The following is a 19,374-nucleotide window of genomic DNA, read 5'->3' as shown; positions in this document are numbered from 1 at the left end:
GCATATAGTTCCCTAGTTTTTAAACTCTTATCCCGAGCTGGGGTTAATTAACGTGTTAACTGATTCTTGGCACACGACTAGACTCGAAGACCTACTTATTTAGCTTAGAGGCTCTTTTAAAGTTACTACGCGAACAAGGTTTGGGACTGAAATATTTACAGGAACGTGCGCTTTGTGGAACAAAAGTAACGTTGACGAGCGTCTTTTATTCGCTCAAAACGCATATCAGGTAAAGTCTACCCCCGTTCTTTTTAAACGGTGAGATTCGGGTATGGGCTACTACTTTTTATACCTGGTAAAAAGTGCAAATCCTGCTAAACAATAATGATCACAGCAATCAAGTCGCGCCGGTTACTGGCATATCCGAATCAAAGCCAATACTGGTAAACAGGTTATCTAGTTCAAGCTCAAAATCTTTGCGATTCAAATCCAAAGATTTTAGTGTTGTCCCACCAAGTACGGTTTCTTGGCCTCTTTCTAATCGTGCATGTAAACTTGCTATTACCGTACGGATGCGATCTCTATCTTGCTGTACTAGCGCTTTTTGACTTTCGGTTTCATGGTCGAGCTTTGCTAACATTTCCAGCCGTTCCGAGAGTTCTTTATATGCCAAGAAGTCCAGCTCTAAATTTTTAAACAGTAATAACTGAGATTGATCTTTACTGCCGATCGTGACTTTTATCGGGTTGACCATAATGTCCGCTAGCAGTCGTTTAAGCTCCTCAAAGGCAGCTTCACCTTGTTGTGCGAGACTTGCAAGATCAAACAAAACCTCATGGTCTGCAAACTGGAATTTCAGTGGCTCTTGCTCATTTTTATGGTTTTCTATCTCAACAGCAGGCTTAGCTTGTACCGCCTCTATCAAATTTTGTTCAAACGCTCCTGTCCGTTGTATTTTTGTATTTGCATCAAATTGGTAGTCTTCACTGCTTAGAGCAATCTCAGGCGTAGCGCTAATTGTAGCCTCGCTAAGCCCAGGGGCTTGTGATCCTATAAAAAATATCTGCATGAAATAATCAAGGTTTAGTTAGCTAGATAACTAGTCTTAGCAAGCACTATTCCACCTCAATACCAACTAAAAACAGGTCAAAAGAAAAGCAATAGATAGTTCCACGCTTGATATTTCAGATAAAAACCTAGCTTCACAGGCAATTCATTGCCACTTTGGTACGTTTTATTGCCTCAAGAGTAATGGTTGATCAAGTGACTGCTTAATCTAGCTATGCTTTGCTTCATGCTAAGTCGCGACGGCTAGTAATTTGGTACAAACCTTGCTGGATAAATATCAACCACCCAATGGATGTGTTAAGCCATGAAACTAACAAAGGAAGAGTTATTGTTTATTAATCGAACGTTGACTAGTCATCCCACTGAGCAACAACGGCCATCAGACAATATTCCAAAGCAGGTGCAGCAAACGTCTGCGGAAATTAAAAAGTTACTGGCAAGTATTTCGAGTCATTCACAGTTTTGTATCGTGGCTAAAAACGACAATGAGCACGTTGAGTTTCCACTTACCAATCTATCGAGCCTGATTGATTTACTCGAGCATAATGTCGAGGCTCCGAGTATTCTCGAAGCCACACAAGCAGGCTCAGCGCGCAGTTGGCGAACTTGCCCTTCGACCCCTGTTAGATTGAGAGTCTCCTCTCAATACATGCCCTTTAATATCGTTTCTATTTCACAATCTGGTGGACTGCTGAATACTTTTCCCTTCAAAGCAAGCGCGATCCAAGCCAATTTAGCCCGTCGGATCGCAAAACTATACCTCGGTGATCCTATTCCATTACTTGCAAAGATAAACTCCATAAAAGTGATCACTCCGCTGGAGCTTGCCATCTCTTTTACAATGGATAAAGTAGACAATAGCAGGCTCAAAGCATTTATCCTACATAACTATATACAGCGAAAAGGTTTTGATAAGACGTGAGTTAACCTCATCCAAATCGATTCCCACGTACTGTCGGACGGATACTAACTATCTAAAGTTCAGATCAGTTAACCGAGTCACGACAGCATTATCGTATAACGTTCGTAGTAATGTATAAAAATCATGGTTTAATTTAAGTTTTATCCCATCAAGCTCCGCGATGGGAACACAGGGCGTCCAAGAGTTTAGTAGTGCAAGCCCATCTAGCTGCTCTATTTCACTTAACGAAATATCAACACAGCTTTGCTTTATTCCAGCTTGTTGCGCCATTGCTTCTATGATTTGCATCATGGTGCCGTGTAACTTAGGCCCTTTCGGCCAGACTAACCCTTCCCCATCCCACCCCACAAGATTCCAAATGCTGCCTTCCAATACTCGATTATTGTGGACAAAGATGGCATCATCAAAACCAGCGTTATGTGCTTCACGCATAAAGTAAGTCTTTGCGATTTCACCCACATGTTTAGTGTCGGCTAGTGGGCGCTGATATTCAAAAGATTTCAAACGCATAGGCCCAGTTGGACCATTATGTGCTGCGCTTGTTTTAATCATAATATTGAGTTCTGCATCTTTAGATTTTTGCGTAAATTCACCGTCCGAACTAAATACTGTGATTAAGATTGAGCTGTCCTTTGGGGCCTCTCTTATAGCGGCTTGTAACTGCTCTATCACATCACCTTCTTTTAATTCCATTGAAAATAATTTTTGTGAAGCTTGCAGTAATCTTGTCATATGGAACTCGAATCCTTTCACTGCATAATCTCGCATCTGCATCGCAGTAAAATGTGCATGACCTGCAAATGCCAACTGCTCTAATACCTCTTCTTTGGCAACATTACCATTAATAAAAGTAGTAAACTTATTTTTCATTTCACTAGTCCAAATACCTCTGTGTGGTATTATTCTCGCCAAAGTAGAAGGCTTTGAAAAACGAATAGTTTTTTCAGCGTTACAAATTAAATTTGCAGAGATATTAGATGAAGTACTTAAGTGGCTCGCTCTTTCAAATCTTGGACGCGAGTTTGCGGCTCAAAAACTTTTCAAAAGTAGCTGACGAACTTGGACTCACACCTGCAGCCGTTAGCTACCAGATCAGACAATTTGAAAGTCGACTTGGTTTTTTATTATTTACACGACATCCTGGAGGTCTCGAAGTGACCAAAGAGGGTCAGATCATTTGTCAACAAGCTTGCGAGTCGCTTACACAAATGCGTTCGGTAATAGAGCAAGCAAAACGGCTCAACCAAGATGCTAAAACATTACGCATTACAGCAAGCACACGCTTTGCTACTCAACTGCTTTTACCTAATTTAGCTCGCTTGAAATCAATAACCCCTGATACAGACATTGAGATTGATATTTCAGATAAAATACGACCACTGGTACAGAGCGATTTTGATATTGCAATACGCTTTTGTGATGGTAAGCCGCAAGGCGCGGTTCGAGTAAAGAAAGTAATGAATACCAGTCTAGTCGCTGTTTGTAGCAAGGCTTTATGGCAACAACATCAAGCCTTATTAGCAAGTCCTAAAGCATTTCCACAATTTTTATTATGCTCAGTTAAGTGTCGCGTCGGTACGTTAGAGTGGCCAAGTTGGTCAACTTGGTTCGAAAGCTTGGCAAGCGTCGATTGGCACAATGCTGAGCATCTTACATTTGACGAAATGACCCAAGTGATCCAATTTATACAAGACGAAAACGCAATTGGCCTAGTCGAGCCCAAACTGGCTGAGAAAGAAATTTCCAACGGTCGATTGGTTCAGCTGAGCAAACACGAGCTCACTATTCCTGCGCCTTACGCATATTATGCTGTAATTCCCGATAGGCGCGAAAATAGCGCGCCTGTCCAAAAATGTGTTCAGTGGTTACAGGGATTGGTAAATAACTCGTATCGCGAGCAGTAAAAAGGCACAGCCGAGTATTTTATCAATCACCGCACGCTTTGCTGTTAAATCAAATTTATCCCTTGCTGAGGCACTGGCCACCGAGACAAAAAAATACCATAAGGCGTCTATCGTAAGCACTGTGATACACATGACAAACCCGACGAATAGTGTCATTTTTTCAGGGTCTATAAACTGTGAGAAAAGTGCGACAAAGAAAATGGCAAGCTTTGGATTCAAAAAGGCAATTGCGAACCCGTCTTGAGCTGCTTTTCGGTATGAGCTAGCTCCATCAGCATTTGGCACACTGAGACCCTCACTTTTACTTGTTAGGATTTTAATCCCCATCCACGCGAGGTATGCAGCCCCACCATAAACCAAAAACTGATATATAATTGGAAATTGGTGGATCAACCCAGACAAGCCTAAAATGGCTAAACTTGCATAAATTCCCACACCAACACCATGTGAAAGACTCGCCACAATGCCGTGTTTAGCACTATGAAATAAGCTGTAGCGCAATACAACAGCCAAGCTAGGACCCGGTGACATCGCACCGAAAGCACAAATAGCGGCCAAACTTAGCCAAGCAGTAAGTTCCATAATATTTCCGTAGAGAATTTCAAAGCGCGTAGAATAACAGAATTAAGAAAATAGATGATAGTTTACAAGTAAAAAGGAGCAGATTGCTCCTTTTTTATGTTGATTATGCAGATTGAGATTGTAGCGTTTGCTCAGCCTGCGACTGACCAATAAACCAGATGCTATTAGGCTCACCATAAAGTGCTCGAAGCCTTGTTTTATCAGCCATTTTCCAGAAAATGACACCAAGGATCGCAGCACTTAGCTCCAGAACCACTGATGACCAACCAGATGCTGGCCAAATACCTAGGCTTGGCAACATCATCGCAATAATTGAAGATAGCGGCAGTGAAAAGCATAAAATCGCGATGCTTCTTTGTGACCAAATTGCGGTTTTACTTATGCCAAAAATAAATGCAGACATTAGCGCAATAAAGAAGCAGAGATAGTAAGCCCACATATAGACTACATTTATATTTAACGCTGTCAGCGCCACCCATTTAGTCACAGCAAAAGCCGCAGCGACCCCAAGCATCGCACCCATTGCGACGCCAATAGTGAGTTTACCCATAATCTGAGTAGATTTAGATTGCTCAGCCTGCGTTTGTTTACGCCGCTTTTCGAGCCAGAGTAAGTTACCAGTGTAAAATAATACGGCTCCCAGCACGCCTAGGAAAAAATACACCCACCGTCCTATCTCGCCACCATAGCTTCCAAAATGAAGACCAAATAGTGTAGTAACTACTGCTCCCCAAATACCTTGATCGCCATTAATTACACTGCTCGTTGAGATTTCAAACGTATATGGATTCATAAACAAGAAGTCTGTTTTTGGTCCACGCATCAGATACTCATCACTTACCAGTTGCACCGAAGCTGATGGGCTTTTACTGTTTAGGCGGCTAAGTGTGATCTCTTTGATTGAGTGTTCTGGTGCATAAACTTTCGCTCTTGCCACTATTTCTTCAATGCTAGGCAAATGCGCTACGTTAAATTCAACCTTGGAGGGGGCGTCACGCGCGAAAAGCGGTTTATCGCCATATAGCTTACTTAAGCCACCATAAAGAATGTCGTGAAATGCAAATACAATGACGGTGAGCGCTATAATAATATGAAATGGTAAGCTGGTGATCCCAATTAAGTTATGAGTATCCAACCAAAAACGACTTGCCCCTTTATTATCCCTAAGTGCAAAGAAGCTTTTGACCAATGTAGGTAATAAAAATATCACCCCAGAGATCAACGCGATGAAGTACAAAATAGCAGCAATACCGAGCACATACACACCCGCTTGATCATGGCCAATTTCCCCTGCAATGCCCGCGCTTCGATGTAAATAATCAACCAAAGCAGAAAGCTCGTTGATGTAGCTCGTATGCGCCTGCAACTCTCCAGATTCATCCAATGTGCCATGCCATAGCTGTTTATCTAAGCTTAGTCCTCTTGCACTCCCTTGCTGATACCAAGTAATAGGAGATTGCCCCTCCTCAAAACTCACTTTTAATCCATTTTGAGACTCGGGATATTGTGCTAACACACTGTGAATTAATGTATCATATTGAGTCGACTCGACTTGTGGTAATTGATGAGAAGGTGGCGTCGCCCATTTATCTATGGAGCTTGCAAACATCGTAATGGCACCAGCAAAAAAACCTATAAACAACAAAAGTCCTGTCGTGATCCCGGTCCACGTATGAACAGCCTGATAAATTCTTAGAATGTCTGCTCTTACCTTCATGCTATCCCTCTCACAAAATACAATAATACATAAACCAGTATGTTTGCTCCACCTAACCAAATTAGTGCTTGCTTTGCGCTTCGAAACATAAATACAAAGCTCAGAATTAACAGCCAAATAGGTGGTATGATCCACATATTAAATTGAGTACGCCAACTATGTTTTTCTACACTAATTGTTTGGGTAAGGCCATCACTACCAAGCCATGCAAATAACCCTACCATTCCAAAACTCAACGCAAGTCCAAATACAGCACCCGCGAATATTTTTCCCCACCAATCAGGTTGGACTTTTTCTGTCGTGGCTAACTTACTCATTATGATTTCCTGAAAAGCATCAAAATAGTAAGTGGGATAAGTGCAGTCAGCGCCATTACAGCAACTAGCCAGCTGAATAAAACAGCAGCACCAACAAATAACTGAAATGCACATGTGAAAGAGATAATCATCAAAACATAGCCTACGACTCTAGCTTTTTTGGGTAGACGTTGACTCAACAAGCGTTGGTGTTTGCTGGTGCAATAAATCAGCGTAATGGCAACAATCAAGAGAAGGACAAAAAACAAAATTACCAAAGTAAAACTCCGTTTCACATCAAAAAAGGATGAATAAAGCATGAGAATTATAGCGCGTGTTTTTATTTCAGCAACACAAAGTGCAATTGATATGATAATCATTTTTGTTTAGAATATTACCGAAAATGACAACAATCTGTGTCTCTAGCCTATTCGTAGCCTAGCGTGTAGATGTGTGTATCTTGATTGCTCAGGCAATTATCTTAAGAAAACTACTATCAGGTAAGAAGGATCACCTCGGTGAATAAATACTCTCCAAATAAGTCTCTTATAGCGCTTTGTGTCTCAACCGCACTACTCTCTCCTCTTAGTTATGCCGATGATGATAAAGAAATCGAATCTATTGAAAAAATCATCGTATTAGGCGAAAAAACAGCACGTAGTCTAAAAGATACCGCTTCTTCCGTATCTGTAATTGATGAATCTCAACTCAAAGATCTAACGCACTTAAGCTTAAGTAGTGCAGTTTCTGAAATCGCCAATGTAGTTGTACTTTCAGGTGCAAAGCCAGATATTCGCGGTGTATCAGGCAATGGTTCGGCAACCGGGTTCAACGGTGTTTCTGGTGGTGCTAAAGCAAGAGTTTCAACCATTACCGACGGTGTGGCTGAGCCATTTATGGCTGATTTAACCGGTGATACGGGAATGTGGGATGTAGAACAAATCGAGGTATTTAGAGGACCACAATCTACTAGCCATGGCCGAAACAGTATCGGCGGCGCAATGTTTATAAAGACCAAAGATCCCTCTTTTGATTGGGAAGGTGCAGGTAGAGTTGCATATAGAAATAAAGATAGTTATATAGATAAGTCGATTATGCTATCTGGGCCGCTTATTGATAATGAGCTGGCATTTCGTATTACTGGTCAGCGTGTTGACGGTGAAGACTACGACAACAGCATTGAGTACAAAGATAACCCACCTAAATTTGACCTAAACGAACTCAATACAGAAAAAGCCAGATTTAAATTATTGTGGCAACCTAGTCAATTTGAGGGAGTAACGGCACTGCTTAGTCATTCAATTGCTTTTGAAAAAGGTAACACAGGCCGTACAAACTATATTGCAAAGGATCCTCGCGCTTTCATTCCAGCTTGGGAGCGTTATATGGATACCAACTCAAAAACAACTAGTTTAAAAATTAACCACAAGCTAAATCAAAACCTTGATTACGAAATTTTGATGGCAGCGATGGATTACAATTTCGGCTTTGATTCTTATGAAGCTAATCCGAATTTTGAACAAATCATGAGAATGAATGAGGACAATGTAAACGTCGAATTCAAACTCAATTACAACGCAGACCTTTTATCAGGCTTCATTGGTTTAGCATATTATGATAGAGAACAAAGTTATCATAGTGACGGCTTCGCTAACTATTTTGGCAGTGATGACAGCAAATCAAAAGCCATATATGGGGAACTAAGCTATAAACTAAACCCTGATTTTACGATCATCACTGGGGCACGTATTGAACAAGAATCACAGTGGCGTGATATTCACTTTACTACTGCTCAGGGGGTACTAAACTCCCTACTCGATCAAGACAAAACAATTCGCTTACCTAAACTGGTTTTACAATACAATGTAAATGATAAAACCACAGCATCTTTTAGTGCTAGACGAGGGTACAATGGTGCAGGTGGCGCGTTACAATGGGAAACTGGAGAGTATTATTATTACGACTCAGAAACCGTTAACACGTATGAACTGGGTCTAAGATCGGCATTAAGTAATGATGTGAATATCAGCGCTAATTTGTTTTATAACAATTACGATGGTTACCAAGCAAATGATCCTCAATATCGTATCTCCAATATGGATACTGTGATCACCTACGGTGCTGAATTCGAATTTTCCGCGATGTTAACACCTGATCTTCAGGTTCGAGGCGGCGCGGGGGTATTAAGAACCGAAATACAAGATACCAGCGTAAAATTCTCCGCATTTGATGGTAACGAGTTAAGCTCAGCGCCAGGCTTCACAGCCAATTTAGCAATTAAGTATTGGCTCACTGATGAGCTGCATGTTGGCCTTAGCACCGTTAAAGTAGATGAGTACTACGGTGAAATCGGCAATACTCAAGAGCGGATCGCAGGCGATTACACGCTGTCTCGCTTTAATATCGATTATGAAATTGACAATTGGTTGATTGCTGCCTTCGTAAATAATGTTTTTGACAAAGAAGCATACACTCTGGTTTCACCGAGCAGTCGTCGCTACGAATACGGTTATGTTGGTATTGTAGACCCTCGCAACATGGGTATTTCAGCTACTTACCGCTTTTAACTGTAAATCGACTAAATCTCAATGATATAAAGCGCAACATCATCATGTTGCGCTTTTTCTTATCTCAAATTAACCTTAGAGGAGGATAGTTAAGATAGTTTATTAAATGCGGGTCTTCTTCTTTTTGTTCGCTGTGTTTGTGTGTACAGCGTCCCAAGCAAAAACAAATGAACACATAATCAATATATGCTTTGAGCGTTGGTGGCCTTATAGTTTTTTTGACCAACACAAACAGGCGCAAGGTATTGAGGTTGAAATCATAAAAGCAGCGCTAATCGATAGCGACTACAAATTGGTTTTTCACGAACTTCCTTATCGCCGTTGCTTGGCTGGTGTCGCCAATAACACGTTCGATTTTACGCTACATGTTGATAAAGCTGATGGCTTTGCTACTTTGAATATGTCTTTCACTACATGGCAGCTTTCTCTTGCAGTCACACGTGGCCGCTTTGCATCGCCAGATGATTTTTATCAGCTCGCAGCACCACGAGTGATGATTTCAGAAGACTATAATTATCCCGAGCAGGTCATTAACAGTCTCAAGGCTATCAATGCAGCCATTGTTGAACGCTCATTTTACGAACAAACCCATGAAGACGGCAAAATATTTTTCTCCGTACTAAATAACAATAGAGTTGATGCCGTGTTAGTTGACAAAGTGTGGGCGTTGGAGATGATCAAACACCATCAGCTCGCAGTCACATTTTTACCCAGTCCATTTCACGCTGAGCCCCAGTTTATGGGCTACAAAAGCAGCAATCAGACGCTAGCAGATTACGTAGGAGCAAAGCTTCATAGGGTAACACCTGAGCAGATCCAAACTATAAGAACACAGTATTTGGGAAACTAGACGTGGAATCCCTGTGACAAGCTTAGGCATTTTTAGCTATCAACTTTTAGCTCAGTTACACGTATTCCAATTTAATGAGTCAACATCATACATATGCACCAACGTTCTGCTTTATATAACCTTTTTATTGCTGTGCATTTTATTTATGTTCAAATAACAAACAAATAACCACACTTCATTTGAGCCGTTCTACACTTAAGATATACGTGTAATAAGCCTTTGCTCATTGAATATGGTGCCTACTTAGAAATACAGAAACCGTACCGATAATGAGGTGAAGATTATCCCAAGTGGTCGTGAGTACGTGAGAGGTATTAATGCCAAAACAATCGTGTTGATACCCGTTTTTTGCATTATGTGCGCCTTCAAGGTGTCCATATTTATATGGTAAATACCACTGATGTTATCGCGTGCTTCAAAAAAGAAGTCTGGACAAAAGGTAAGTGTCTTTATTTCAAGGAATGAGCTACGTCAATAACTTGAAATCAAGAGGAGCGAATAACGCGCTTCGTAGTGCGATCTGAATTTCTTTAAACGACGCTAAAAGTAGTTTGTTTATCCAAAACATGAGGAGCGACTTATGAAATCACCAAAATTATGGCTCTTTATCGCACTTCTGATTGTGCTTATTACAGGCTCAGGATACTGGTATTGGCTGGAGAGTGAGCGTCAGCAAATCTTAGGCGTTAAGGGGATTGCCAGTAGTAAAAATACAGCAATTCTTGACTTTTATCCTCATATTTCCAAAGCAGAAAGACCCAAAGATCCCTTTGAATTCCCTATTTTTGTCGGTAAAACCGGCCCAGCAACCAGTTTATATTCTGGGCCTAATCAGTATCCTTTTTACTGTATGACTGTGGATTCCGGCCTCGGCCAACCAGACGTTGATAACCAAGATGGTGTTGGTGTTCCAGTGCTTAGCGAGCAATCTGGTAAAATAATGGGTTACAGCAAAGACTGTACAGTTAAAACGCGACTACAATATTTTCAAATAACTGAAGATGAGCGTATTACCCCCGTAGACGCCACAGCAGATCTATCACAATCTGGGCTACTGCTGCGGGTAGAGCAAGGTACAATTAACCGCTTTATCTACACCATAGTGATGCCAATAAACGCAGAAGAAATTGGCAGCCAGCATGGTAAAGCAAAATGGAACCAACGGCTAATTTACCAATTTAATGGTGGTTCAGGTATTGGCTATCGCCAAGGAAGACAAAAAGCAACTCGGGTAATTGACAGGCAACTAGAGCAGCTAAAGTTGGGCTATGCCGTGATAAGCTCAAGTGGTAACAAAACCAGTTATACCTATAACATGTTATTAGCTGAAGATACTGCTAGACGGGTCAAAAAACAGTTCACGAGTTTATATGGCGAACCACTTTATACCGTTGGTATTGGTGGTTCTGGTGGTGGATTAGCTCAATACCTCATTGCCCAAAATAGCGATGGGATCTTAGATGGTCTAATTCCATTGTATAGTTACCCAGATATGATCACACAAACCACTTATGCCCTTGATTGTGATCTGCTAAATAACTACTTCACCTTTCGTGCTAATGACCGTAACGCATGGCGCGATTGGACCCGGCGTCGTCATATAGAAGGAATGAATGCCATTAACGACTTTCCCCAACGAGCTGGCTTTTTACAACCACTAAACCAGTTGATGTCGGGGTTCGTTCCCTCATTTCCTGATGGCAACAGTGAGTGCATTAATGGATATTTTGGCTTATCTGCTTTTATTAATAACCCAAGGCAAGGATTTTTGAGGCCTTTTTTCGCAGACTCGGTTGTAGAAAATACAAATTGGAGTTACTGGCAAGACATGGCTAACCTATTTGGTACCGACGACTCTGGAATGGGGCTGAGTACGTGGGATAATCAAGGTGTCCAGTATGGTCTGGAAGCGTTAAAAGCGCAGCAGATCACCCTAGCGGAATTTATTGATATCAATAAAAACATCGGCGCGTGGAAGCCACAAGCGCAAATGCAGCAAGAAAAGATAGCCCAGCCCTTTGGTCATAACCTACCAATTTGGTTAACACTTTGGGGCAATCACAATATCACAACACCGGATGACACCGGTGTAGCACCTCGGCACCAAGGCAGTCTGCAAGCAATGGAAAAAGCTTATCGCTCTGGCCAAGTATTTATCGGTAAAGTCAATTTACCCATTATTGATGCTCGGCATTATCTAGAAAATGAGTTAGATATGCACCATATGTCAGCTTCATTCTACACTCGATTACGAATGGAAGCTGCAAACTCAACCCCTAGCAATCAAGTGATTTGGGTAGCCCATCAATCATTTAACCCAACAAAATTGGCATTTGAGAAAATGGACGAATGGCTGCTTAACCTAAAAGAAAACCCGAGTTTATCAGTAGCAGACGCTAAACCTGCAACCCTTTTTGACACTTGCTATGACGAACACGGCAATGTTATTGCTAGCGGTGACACTGTCTTTAATGGGATCTGGAATAATCAGCCTCAAGGCACCTGCACAGCTAAATACCCGATGTTTTCTACCAGTCGAATTCAAGCTGGTGCAAGCTGGGCTGGAGATATTTTTAAATGTCACCGCATTTCGATTGACCAAGCAATCGCCAAAGGGCTATACACAGGTATTGATATCGCACCAGCGGTTCGCGAATTAAAACAGATTTACCCGGATGGTGTGTGCGATTACAGTCAACCTGACATGGGAAGACCGCAAGATCTGCATTAATGACACGTAGGAGGTATTATAGCCTGATACTTCCTTTGCTAGTTGGTGTTGTGATGCTGCTATTATTCTCATTCTTCACGTTTTGCGATACGTATACTTGAAGTAAAAAGATACTTATGTTTTTCTGCCAATTTGTAACCTTGAAGATAAAGTAGCAGGAACTTGTCTTTTTCGATAGCCTGAGGTTTGGATAATGGCAGAAGCGAATGAGGTCAAGCCGCAAGGCATATAGCCGACAAGCGAGTCTCTGCTTGCTGAGCTGCCACTTAGAAAAACTCTACTGAATTTACACCGCATCGGCGCATGCAAAGACCGCTATAGCTTACTAATTCTCCATATATCTCAGATATATAGTATTGCTTTTAATTACTCTCCACCATAATATGTTACTACATTGTTGCGATTCATTACTCGCGCATTTCGCACCATACTGTTGATTAAGCGCACGCGCTACCAAAACTAGAAGAAAAGAATGTCTGCTAAATACCAACCTTTGCCCACTGACTTTGACGCACTAGCCGAAGAAACTTACACAAAATTCAGCAAACGAATAGCTATATATCACCAATTACACAAGTTAACTCGTCGACTTGCTGTCACTTCCACCATGTTCATTATCCCAAGTTTTATTTACTTTTTATCTTCACTTGACGTATTTTCCAGTACATCTTTTGAGAACATCAGCGATATAGGCGAGACCGCTATTATAAGCTTAGCTGCAGATAGTTGCTTAAGCTTGTGGCAAGCTATTTTAATCTGTGCGTTTTCATTTTTCTTCATACTTATTTGGGTAAGAACGCTAGTAACGGCTAAAATAGCAGCACAGAATGGTAAAAGCTCTAGAAGCACCGAAAATGCAGAAAATGCAGAAAATGCAGAAAATGCAGAAAATGCAGAAAATGCAGAAAATGCAGAAAATGATACATCACCTATAAAAATCATATTAAAAGATTTCTATCGAATTTATTATCTAATTACCACTCTCGCGCTCACCACCCTGATATTTATCGACTTTAAAACATTGGCTCCCTACTACTTTATTTTAGGCTCCACCATTTTCATTGTGAGTTATTCTGTGAATCGCAAATTTGGTTACACCCGAGCTTGGTCAAGAAACAGACTCTACGCCGAGCGAATACTTTTGATTGTCGCTCGCTATAAGTCAGGTGTGGTTTTTAGAGATAAGGCAATGGAAGAGCTACTTAAACTAATAGAGCAATACGAAATACAAACGCATCAAGATATTGTTAACGACTATATCCGTTATGGTGACTCTGCATTAAGTTCATTGAAAGGGTTAAGGAAGTAAACCATGAGCAGAAAATATAAATTAAATTTAGATAAAAATGAGTTCAGAGATGACTATATTGCTGGCAATAATCTAGATGAGTTTTGGCAAGACGATGCAAAAAATGCGCTGCTAAGTCGGTTAACAAATTGCTTGGGTGAAGCAAAAGAGTATCACTCGTTTAGGCAAGGGAGCAGTAAAACATGGTTATCTCACAATGCGATTTTGGTCTCGGGACAGCGCGGGACAGGCAAAACGGTATTTTTAAGAAACAGTAAAGCAATGTGGGAAAGCGCTCATTCAACTGGCGAAGATGAAAAGTCACTGTATTTTCTTGATGTCATTGACCCCACCATGCTGATTAATGAAGACACTTTCGCCAATGTTATCGTGGCGCAGATATACAGCGAAGTAGAGAAACAGCTCCTTAAACACACAGAATTTGCATGCTCAAGTGCAAAGCAAAACGACAAAAATAGGTTTACTTATGCGTTAAAAAAACTTGCAGATTCACTAGGAAAGTCTAGCGAATTTAACGGCTATACTGGTATCGATAAAATCCAACAATATAAATCCGGTATACATATCGAGTCTTTTTTTCATCAATTTGTTGAAATAGCGATTAACATACTTGGTTGTAAAGCCTTAGTGCTACCCATCGATGATGTTGATATGGCATTGGATCGCGCGTTTGAGGTTGTCGATGACGTCCGCAGATTGTTAGGTTGTCCTTATATTATCCCTATTGTCAGTGGCGATATGCGTTTATATGAACACATGACTCACGTACATTTTGATGATAAAGCGTATAAAAAACACGTACACAACGAGGAGCTAACAGAGGAAGGGTTAGCGGTTGCAAAAGAGCTCACCACAGCATATCTAACCAAAGTCTTTCCCAATCAAATGCGTATTTCACTGCAGCCTATTAGCCGCTTAATGCCTAACTTAACGATTGCCGAGCGCTCAAGTAAAGAGAATTTCCAAGAAACAACCGTTAGTGACTACGAACAATTGTTGTTTCAGGCCTTTTACCCCTTATGTCATAATGACGAAGCTCTGCATCATTGGCCAAGGCCTGAATCTTCAAGGGAGCTGGTGCAACTTATCCGTTCAATTCCTCCTAGGTATATTAATAATACGCAAACATTCAGCCAATCAATAAAACCTGATTTTCATACACTTTGGAATAACTTTATTATTTGGGCTGAGCAGAAAAAAAATGGCGTTGCCTTTACAAATGCCGACTCCTATCTAACACTGCTCAACCAAAATAATAGTAAAGAGTTTAATATTCAGACATTATTGGCTTTTAACCCTAGGCAACAAATTAATAAAGAGTTGTACCCGTGGGCAAAGAAAAACTTTTATCAAAACCAATTAACGGTTCTTGAGTCACTGGCACAACAAGCTCGCGCTTATAGTGGTAACAAATCCATTTTAGACTCAGTCTTCAAAGCTAACTCGCATACGCTAAGAAGTATGCCACCGCTGGAGTTTTACGACGAAAGAATATTTATTTCGCAAAAAGCCATAGATAACGCGAAAGACAATCCAGAGTTCAGATTAATTGAAACAGAAGACCGTGGGGTTCTCGAAATACCTCTACCTCAATTATTGTTAGATATATACACCCACGGTGAAGTCTATTCTACCTTAAGGAATACCTATCAATTTATCTTTTTTAGCCGAGCCTTTGAGCTAATTGCTTACTCTTGTTTAAAGCCTACAGCAGAGTTATCCCTACTTGAGCGCAATATAGCGGCCATACTTAACCGCGTACCGTTTTATTCAATCTTTAGTATCAATCAAACCAAGCCTGTATTTGGTTCAACCGATCAGGAATCAACAGAAGAAGAGCAGGCGCAGTTAGATGAGGATCCTGATAAAACGCTAAGTGCAAAAATACTGGCGATACAAATTTCTAACTGGCAAAAGGCACACGAAAATACGTTTAATACACTAGACAGTAAAGCACTGGTGGCGCTGCTCTCGTATATGTTTAACAAAACCTTCACTGCTTTTGCGGTATTTAAGTACCAAAATTTACTCAAATCAGACCGCTATGACGACGAGCATTTATCTGACTTGGTTAACCGCTTTAGTTATATGTTAGTTAATTCAGCTTACACCGCTGGCATTCAGGGGGAGTCTATACCTGCAAACGTCGCAATCTCCGATAACCATGCAACCATCAGAGATCAGATGAAATTTGAAAAGGTAGACAATACATTAAGACGCAATAAATCGTTTTTAGAAAAGGAAGCTGAGGAGAGTGAGCACTCCGTACTTGCACTTAACTTCTGCCGTGCCTTAGAGCGACATCCCGTTTTATTTGCATTTACCGATACACCGCAACTGAAATTAGGTAAAACACAAAGTAATAGTGCTAACACCAAAACTACCAAAACGGCTTGGAATATAGATCCAGAGAATAACGCCGGTTCATGGAAACCCAGTAAAGGTGCAGAAAAAAGCTCGTTTTCGCCAGTGAGAAGTAGTAAAGCGACAAGGACTGATAATAAGTCAGCTGAATCTATAGACTCAAAGAGCACTAGAGATAATCCAGAAATAGAAGCACCTACAGAGCCCAACTCTACCCACAATGATCAAGATAAAACTAAGCCTGTAAACCCTAAAGTTATTAAAAATAACCAAGAAATAGACAAAGCTATAAACGCGATTTTGAGAGAGTATAAAGCCGCAACAAGCGCCAAACCCAGTGTTGGAAAGCTGCGACTTTATATGCGTAATAACAGGAAAAGCATTATATTGTTTGGACTAGGAACAGATTTTTCAACAGAGGCAATAGATAATTATGCTACCGCCAAAGGTTTATATAATCAAAATCGTACGATATCTGCCAATAAATCTGAAGGTAAAGTGATCATAGCACTTCGGCGTGAAGAGTTTATCCAATGATCTGTGCATCAGATAAGTCTATTGTCGCCGCAGCTGCGTTAACATCTGATCGGTTGCTCGCTTCTCCTTCTGAGCATGGCTCATTGCTATCGAGCACCTCGACAAAGCCCATCACAGAAGCGCTCACTGCTGCGGTATCAGACTACCAAGCCTATACCCGCCATACACTTCGAAGCGATGATATTTATCATATGCTAAAGCTTAACTTTGTTACTTTTGACAACGAAGATTATGAGCAGATGTTGAGTCACCTCAGTGACTATTATTTACAGTGGCAAGGAAATAGATTTGAAGTTAAGCCCAAAAAGCTGGATCAATGGCTTGAATTATTAACGCTGCTTGACCCAAGCTGGGTAATTGCACAGGCTTATAAAGATTTATCCTCACGCCATGGCGTGAGCAAACATGATGTCATCAGCGCCATTACGCGCACTCAATGCCCTTTCGCATTATCTAATGACAGATATGACAAAGCATATGCTGATAACCATGTACATTTGGGAGGTCATGGCTATATCGGTCCTTCCCTATTGGGGTTTGCACTTTATGGCCAACGCCTAGATGACAAAATTGTGTGGCCGAGGCGAGCAGAATACACCTTGTTTGAGAGCGGCGCATATAAAAAGCAACACCTACCAGCGTGGTGTCACCAATTAGGCACCACCTTGATTGAACACACTTTTAACTATCAGGCTTCCACTTTGCGTGAGTTTGACCCAAGCGAGGATATCGCCAAAATACACAACGTATTACCATATTTACACCAAGATAAAGCCGATCTGGTTACACAGCACTACTTTGTTGCCGCACACAATCGTTTTGCTCCATCGTCAAAACGCTGGCTACTCTTCTGTCTTGGGGTATTACACTGTGATAAAGCGCTCAGTCACCAAATCAATGCTTTTATTCGTGTTAGCGCTATCTTTCGAAACTATATGGTGGTGTCGGGTGTCGGTTTAAGTCAATTCGTTAGTCACTCTCGCTTTCAGGCTCGGAGTAAACGAGCGCTTGCGTACCAAAGTCACAGTGGGATAGATGCACTCAGTGCTGATATGCAAAACACTTATCGTGAATTTAGGACTACACCGCAAGTACTACTGGGCACTGAGCAATTCCCAGCCGATCCAGAGTCCTTAACCCAAGCACTGCGGGTACTGTACGAGTCTTCCTTAGCTGAACAGGTGCATTTTGTGTTGCACTTTACGCGCTCAGGTAATAGAGCAGATAAATACCAAGAACAAATTAGAAAGGCATTGAAAGCGCAAGTAAACATGCTGCAAGCGTTTGCATGCTCAACGACCTTTTCAAGTTACGAGATAAAAGAGTTTGGTATTGCTGACAATACTTGCCCCCTTACTTTTGACTTGCGCAAGGCCATTCGCGGCTTTGACGTAGCAGGCAATGAAAATGAGCTACCGATAGAAGTATTTGCTCCCGCACTTCGAATACTCCGCCAGGCCAAATATAGTGCCTCTGGGATGTTTTCAAATCGGATGCAGAGACCTTTTTTAACCGTCCATGCTGGTGAAGACTTTAGCCACATCCTCAGTGGGCTGCGTGCAATTGATGAAGCGGTGTACTTTTGTGATTATCAAGCCGGGGATAGGTTGGGACATGCGCTGGCACTAGGTGTGCTACCTCGTAAATGGGCAAAGCGACAGCGAGTTGCCTACCTCTCTATCGATGAGCATCTAGATAATCTCGTGTGGTGTTATCAAAAAGCCCTAGAAGTTGTTCAGCAAGTACCTCAATTTACAGGTGTGCTGCAACTACTTAATGAAAAGATCCAATACTGGTCAGGGTTACTTTATGATGACGAATATAGTTGTAGAGCGTTATATGAAGCGTGGAAACTACGCAGAAATTGCCCGTACGCTGTGCGCGAAACCAACTTAATGGAGTCAGGCTGGGCAGTTGACTTTGAGCAAGGTGAAGTTGTTAACAGTTCAAAAAAAGCGCTAGCACTTTGGCAAAGCTACGTAGATAGGGACTTGCTTGCACCAGATCAGCAAAAATCGGTAATGATACATTGCATTCCTAAACCTGCGGAAGAGCCATTTGGCGTGGAACAAGGGGTATATTTTGATTCTATTTCTGCAGCAGAACTGGAGTTATATGAGGCTATCCAAGATTTGCAAATGGAGAAGTATGCCGCTGATGAAATCATGATTGAGGCATGTCCAACTTCAAATATTTATATTGGCCGATTCCATCATCATCATGAGCATCCCATTTTTCGCTGGGATCCACCTGAACAAGAGTGGATCAAAGCCGGTGGAAAGTATAACCGCTTTGGCCTCAGAAAGGGTTCCGTTGCGGTATGTGTGAACACAGATGACTCAGCATTAATGCCTACTACCATTCAAAATGAACACAGGATATTGCAACAAGTTGCAATTGAGCATTATCAAATAGGTGTTAATCAAACCGAAGTTTGGATTGAAAGGATCCGACAAAAAGGTATCGAGATTTTCCAAAGCAACCACTTATCCTGGTTAAAACCCTGAGCTGCCTTGGTGGAATATCAAATTCGTCTTAATACTTGCTCAATTTGAAGGAGTAAATCTGACGCTAACAGTGTTAAAAA

At 41.3% G+C, this 19,374-nt stretch carries 14 protein-coding genes; 8 read left to right on the top strand and 6 right to left on the bottom strand.

Going from position 1 to position 19,374, the window contains the following annotated elements:
- Nucleotides 1-337 precede the first annotated feature (337 nt).
- Nucleotides 338-1,009, bottom strand: coding sequence for a hypothetical protein (locus tag D9603_RS06310; RefSeq protein WP_241651610.1), 672 nt, complete (start codon nucleotides 1,007-1,009; stop codon nucleotides 338-340).
- Between the two features lie 303 nt (nucleotides 1,010-1,312).
- Between D9603_RS06310 and D9603_RS06305 the strand changes: the two genes are divergently transcribed.
- Nucleotides 1,313-1,930 carry a hypothetical protein gene (locus tag D9603_RS06305; protein WP_128730681.1) on the top strand — a complete coding sequence of 206 codons (618 nt, stop codon included), beginning with the start codon at nucleotides 1,313-1,315 and terminating at the stop codon, nucleotides 1,928-1,930.
- A gap of 48 nt (nucleotides 1,931-1,978) precedes the next feature.
- On the opposite strand, the gene D9603_RS06300 is transcribed toward D9603_RS06305, so the two are convergent.
- Nucleotides 1,979-2,800, bottom strand: coding sequence for an aminotransferase class IV (locus tag D9603_RS06300; RefSeq protein ID WP_128730680.1), 822 nt, complete (start codon nucleotides 2,798-2,800; stop codon nucleotides 1,979-1,981).
- A 107-nt stretch (nucleotides 2,801-2,907) separates the two neighbouring features.
- Here D9603_RS06300 and D9603_RS06295 point away from each other — a divergent pair, with 107 nt between their 5' ends.
- Complete coding sequence (locus D9603_RS06295) at nucleotides 2,908-3,834, top strand: LysR substrate-binding domain-containing protein (protein ID WP_128730679.1); 927 nt, start codon at nucleotides 2,908-2,910, stop codon at nucleotides 3,832-3,834.
- Here the strand turns inward: D9603_RS06295 and D9603_RS06290 are convergent.
- The 4 genes from D9603_RS06290 to D9603_RS06275 all read right to left on the bottom strand — a co-directional run bounded on the left by D9603_RS06290 (nucleotide 3,796) and on the right by D9603_RS06275 (nucleotide 6,809).
- On the bottom strand, nucleotides 3,796-4,416 hold the full coding sequence (locus D9603_RS06290; protein ID WP_128730678.1) for a LysE family translocator: 621 nt from the start codon (nucleotides 4,414-4,416) through the stop codon (nucleotides 3,796-3,798). The genes D9603_RS06295 and D9603_RS06290 overlap by 39 nt on opposite strands.
- Before the next feature lie 103 nt (nucleotides 4,417-4,519).
- Nucleotides 4,520-6,133, bottom strand: coding sequence for a PepSY-associated TM helix domain-containing protein (locus D9603_RS06285; RefSeq protein ID WP_128730677.1), 1,614 nt, complete (start codon nucleotides 6,131-6,133; stop codon nucleotides 4,520-4,522).
- Nucleotides 6,130-6,450, bottom strand: coding sequence for a hypothetical protein (locus D9603_RS06280; RefSeq protein WP_128730676.1), 321 nt, complete (start codon nucleotides 6,448-6,450; stop codon nucleotides 6,130-6,132). Before D9603_RS06280 ends, D9603_RS06285 begins: the two co-directional genes overlap by 4 nt.
- Nucleotides 6,450-6,809 carry a hypothetical protein gene (locus D9603_RS06275; protein ID WP_241651608.1) on the bottom strand — a complete coding sequence of 120 codons (360 nt, stop codon included), beginning with the start codon at nucleotides 6,807-6,809 and terminating at the stop codon, nucleotides 6,450-6,452. Before D9603_RS06275 ends, D9603_RS06280 begins: the two co-directional genes overlap by 1 nt.
- A 138-nt stretch (nucleotides 6,810-6,947) precedes the next feature.
- On the opposite strand from D9603_RS06275, the gene D9603_RS06270 reads away from it, so the two are divergent.
- The 6 genes from D9603_RS06270 (at nucleotide 6,948) to rdrB (ending at nucleotide 19,294) form a co-directional block, all read left to right on the top strand.
- Nucleotides 6,948-8,996 carry a TonB-dependent receptor gene (locus D9603_RS06270; RefSeq protein WP_125253419.1) on the top strand — a complete coding sequence of 683 codons (2,049 nt, stop codon included), beginning with the start codon at nucleotides 6,948-6,950 and terminating at the stop codon, nucleotides 8,994-8,996.
- Between the two features lie 139 nt (nucleotides 8,997-9,135).
- Nucleotides 9,136-9,846 (top strand): transporter substrate-binding domain-containing protein, encoded by a 711-nt coding sequence (locus D9603_RS06265; protein WP_241651607.1) that lies wholly within the window; start codon nucleotides 9,136-9,138, stop codon nucleotides 9,844-9,846.
- A gap of 580 nt (nucleotides 9,847-10,426) precedes the next feature.
- A complete protein-coding gene (locus tag D9603_RS06260; protein ID WP_128730674.1) occupies nucleotides 10,427-12,577 on the top strand; it encodes a DUF6351 family protein in 2,151 nt (716 codons plus the stop codon).
- Nucleotides 12,578-13,049: 472 nt separating this feature from the next.
- A complete protein-coding gene (locus D9603_RS21605) occupies nucleotides 13,050-13,886 on the top strand; it encodes a hypothetical protein (RefSeq protein ID WP_161972725.1) in 837 nt (278 codons plus the stop codon).
- 3 nt (nucleotides 13,887-13,889) lie between these two features.
- Nucleotides 13,890-16,787 carry an antiviral RADAR system adenosine triphosphatase RdrA gene (gene rdrA, locus D9603_RS06250; protein WP_128730672.1) on the top strand — a complete coding sequence of 966 codons (2,898 nt, stop codon included), beginning with the start codon at nucleotides 13,890-13,892 and terminating at the stop codon, nucleotides 16,785-16,787.
- A complete protein-coding gene (gene rdrB, locus D9603_RS06245) occupies nucleotides 16,784-19,294 on the top strand; it encodes an antiviral RADAR system adenosine deaminase RdrB (protein ID WP_128730671.1) in 2,511 nt (836 codons plus the stop codon). Before rdrA ends, rdrB begins: the two co-directional genes overlap by 4 nt.
- Nucleotides 19,295-19,374 lie beyond the last annotated feature (80 nt).

Origin of the sequence: Pseudoalteromonas sp. PS5 (assembly GCF_004103255.1) — a bacterium.
GTDB lineage: Bacteria > Pseudomonadota > Gammaproteobacteria > Enterobacterales > Alteromonadaceae > Pseudoalteromonas > Pseudoalteromonas peptidolytica.
Note: the sequence above shows the minus strand (reverse complement) of the source record. Positions and strands in the feature narration are given on the sequence as shown.

Bases quoted from the DNA above. Each gene is read 5' to 3' on its own strand.
- D9603_RS06280 (WP_128730676.1), bottom strand. From the start codon at position 6,450: ATGAGTAAGTTAGCCACGACAGAAAAAGTCCAACCTGATTGGTGGGGA.
- D9603_RS06260 (WP_128730674.1), top strand. From the start codon at position 10,427: ATGAAATCACCAAAATTATGGCTCTTTATCGCACTTCTGATTGTGCTT.
- D9603_RS06285 (WP_128730677.1), bottom strand. From the start codon at position 6,133: ATGAAGGTAAGAGCAGACATTCTAAGAATTTATCAGGCTGTTCATACG.
- rdrA (WP_128730672.1), top strand. From the start codon at position 13,890: ATGAGCAGAAAATATAAATTAAATTTAGATAAAAATGAGTTCAGAGAT.
- D9603_RS06305 (WP_128730681.1), top strand. From the start codon at position 1,313: ATGAAACTAACAAAGGAAGAGTTATTGTTTATTAATCGAACGTTGACT.
- rdrB (WP_128730671.1), top strand. From the start codon at position 16,784: ATGATCTGTGCATCAGATAAGTCTATTGTCGCCGCAGCTGCGTTAACA.
- D9603_RS21605 (WP_161972725.1), top strand. From the start codon at position 13,050: ATGTCTGCTAAATACCAACCTTTGCCCACTGACTTTGACGCACTAGCC.
- D9603_RS06295 (WP_128730679.1), top strand. From the start codon at position 2,908: ATGAAGTACTTAAGTGGCTCGCTCTTTCAAATCTTGGACGCGAGTTTG.
- D9603_RS06300 (WP_128730680.1), bottom strand. From the start codon at position 2,800: ATGAAAAATAAGTTTACTACTTTTATTAATGGTAATGTTGCCAAAGAA.
- D9603_RS06290 (WP_128730678.1), bottom strand. From the start codon at position 4,416: ATGGAACTTACTGCTTGGCTAAGTTTGGCCGCTATTTGTGCTTTCGGT.
- D9603_RS06275 (WP_241651608.1), bottom strand. From the start codon at position 6,809: ATGATTATCATATCAATTGCACTTTGTGTTGCTGAAATAAAAACACGC.
- D9603_RS06310 (WP_241651610.1), bottom strand. From the start codon at position 1,009: ATGCAGATATTTTTTATAGGATCACAAGCCCCTGGGCTTAGCGAGGCT.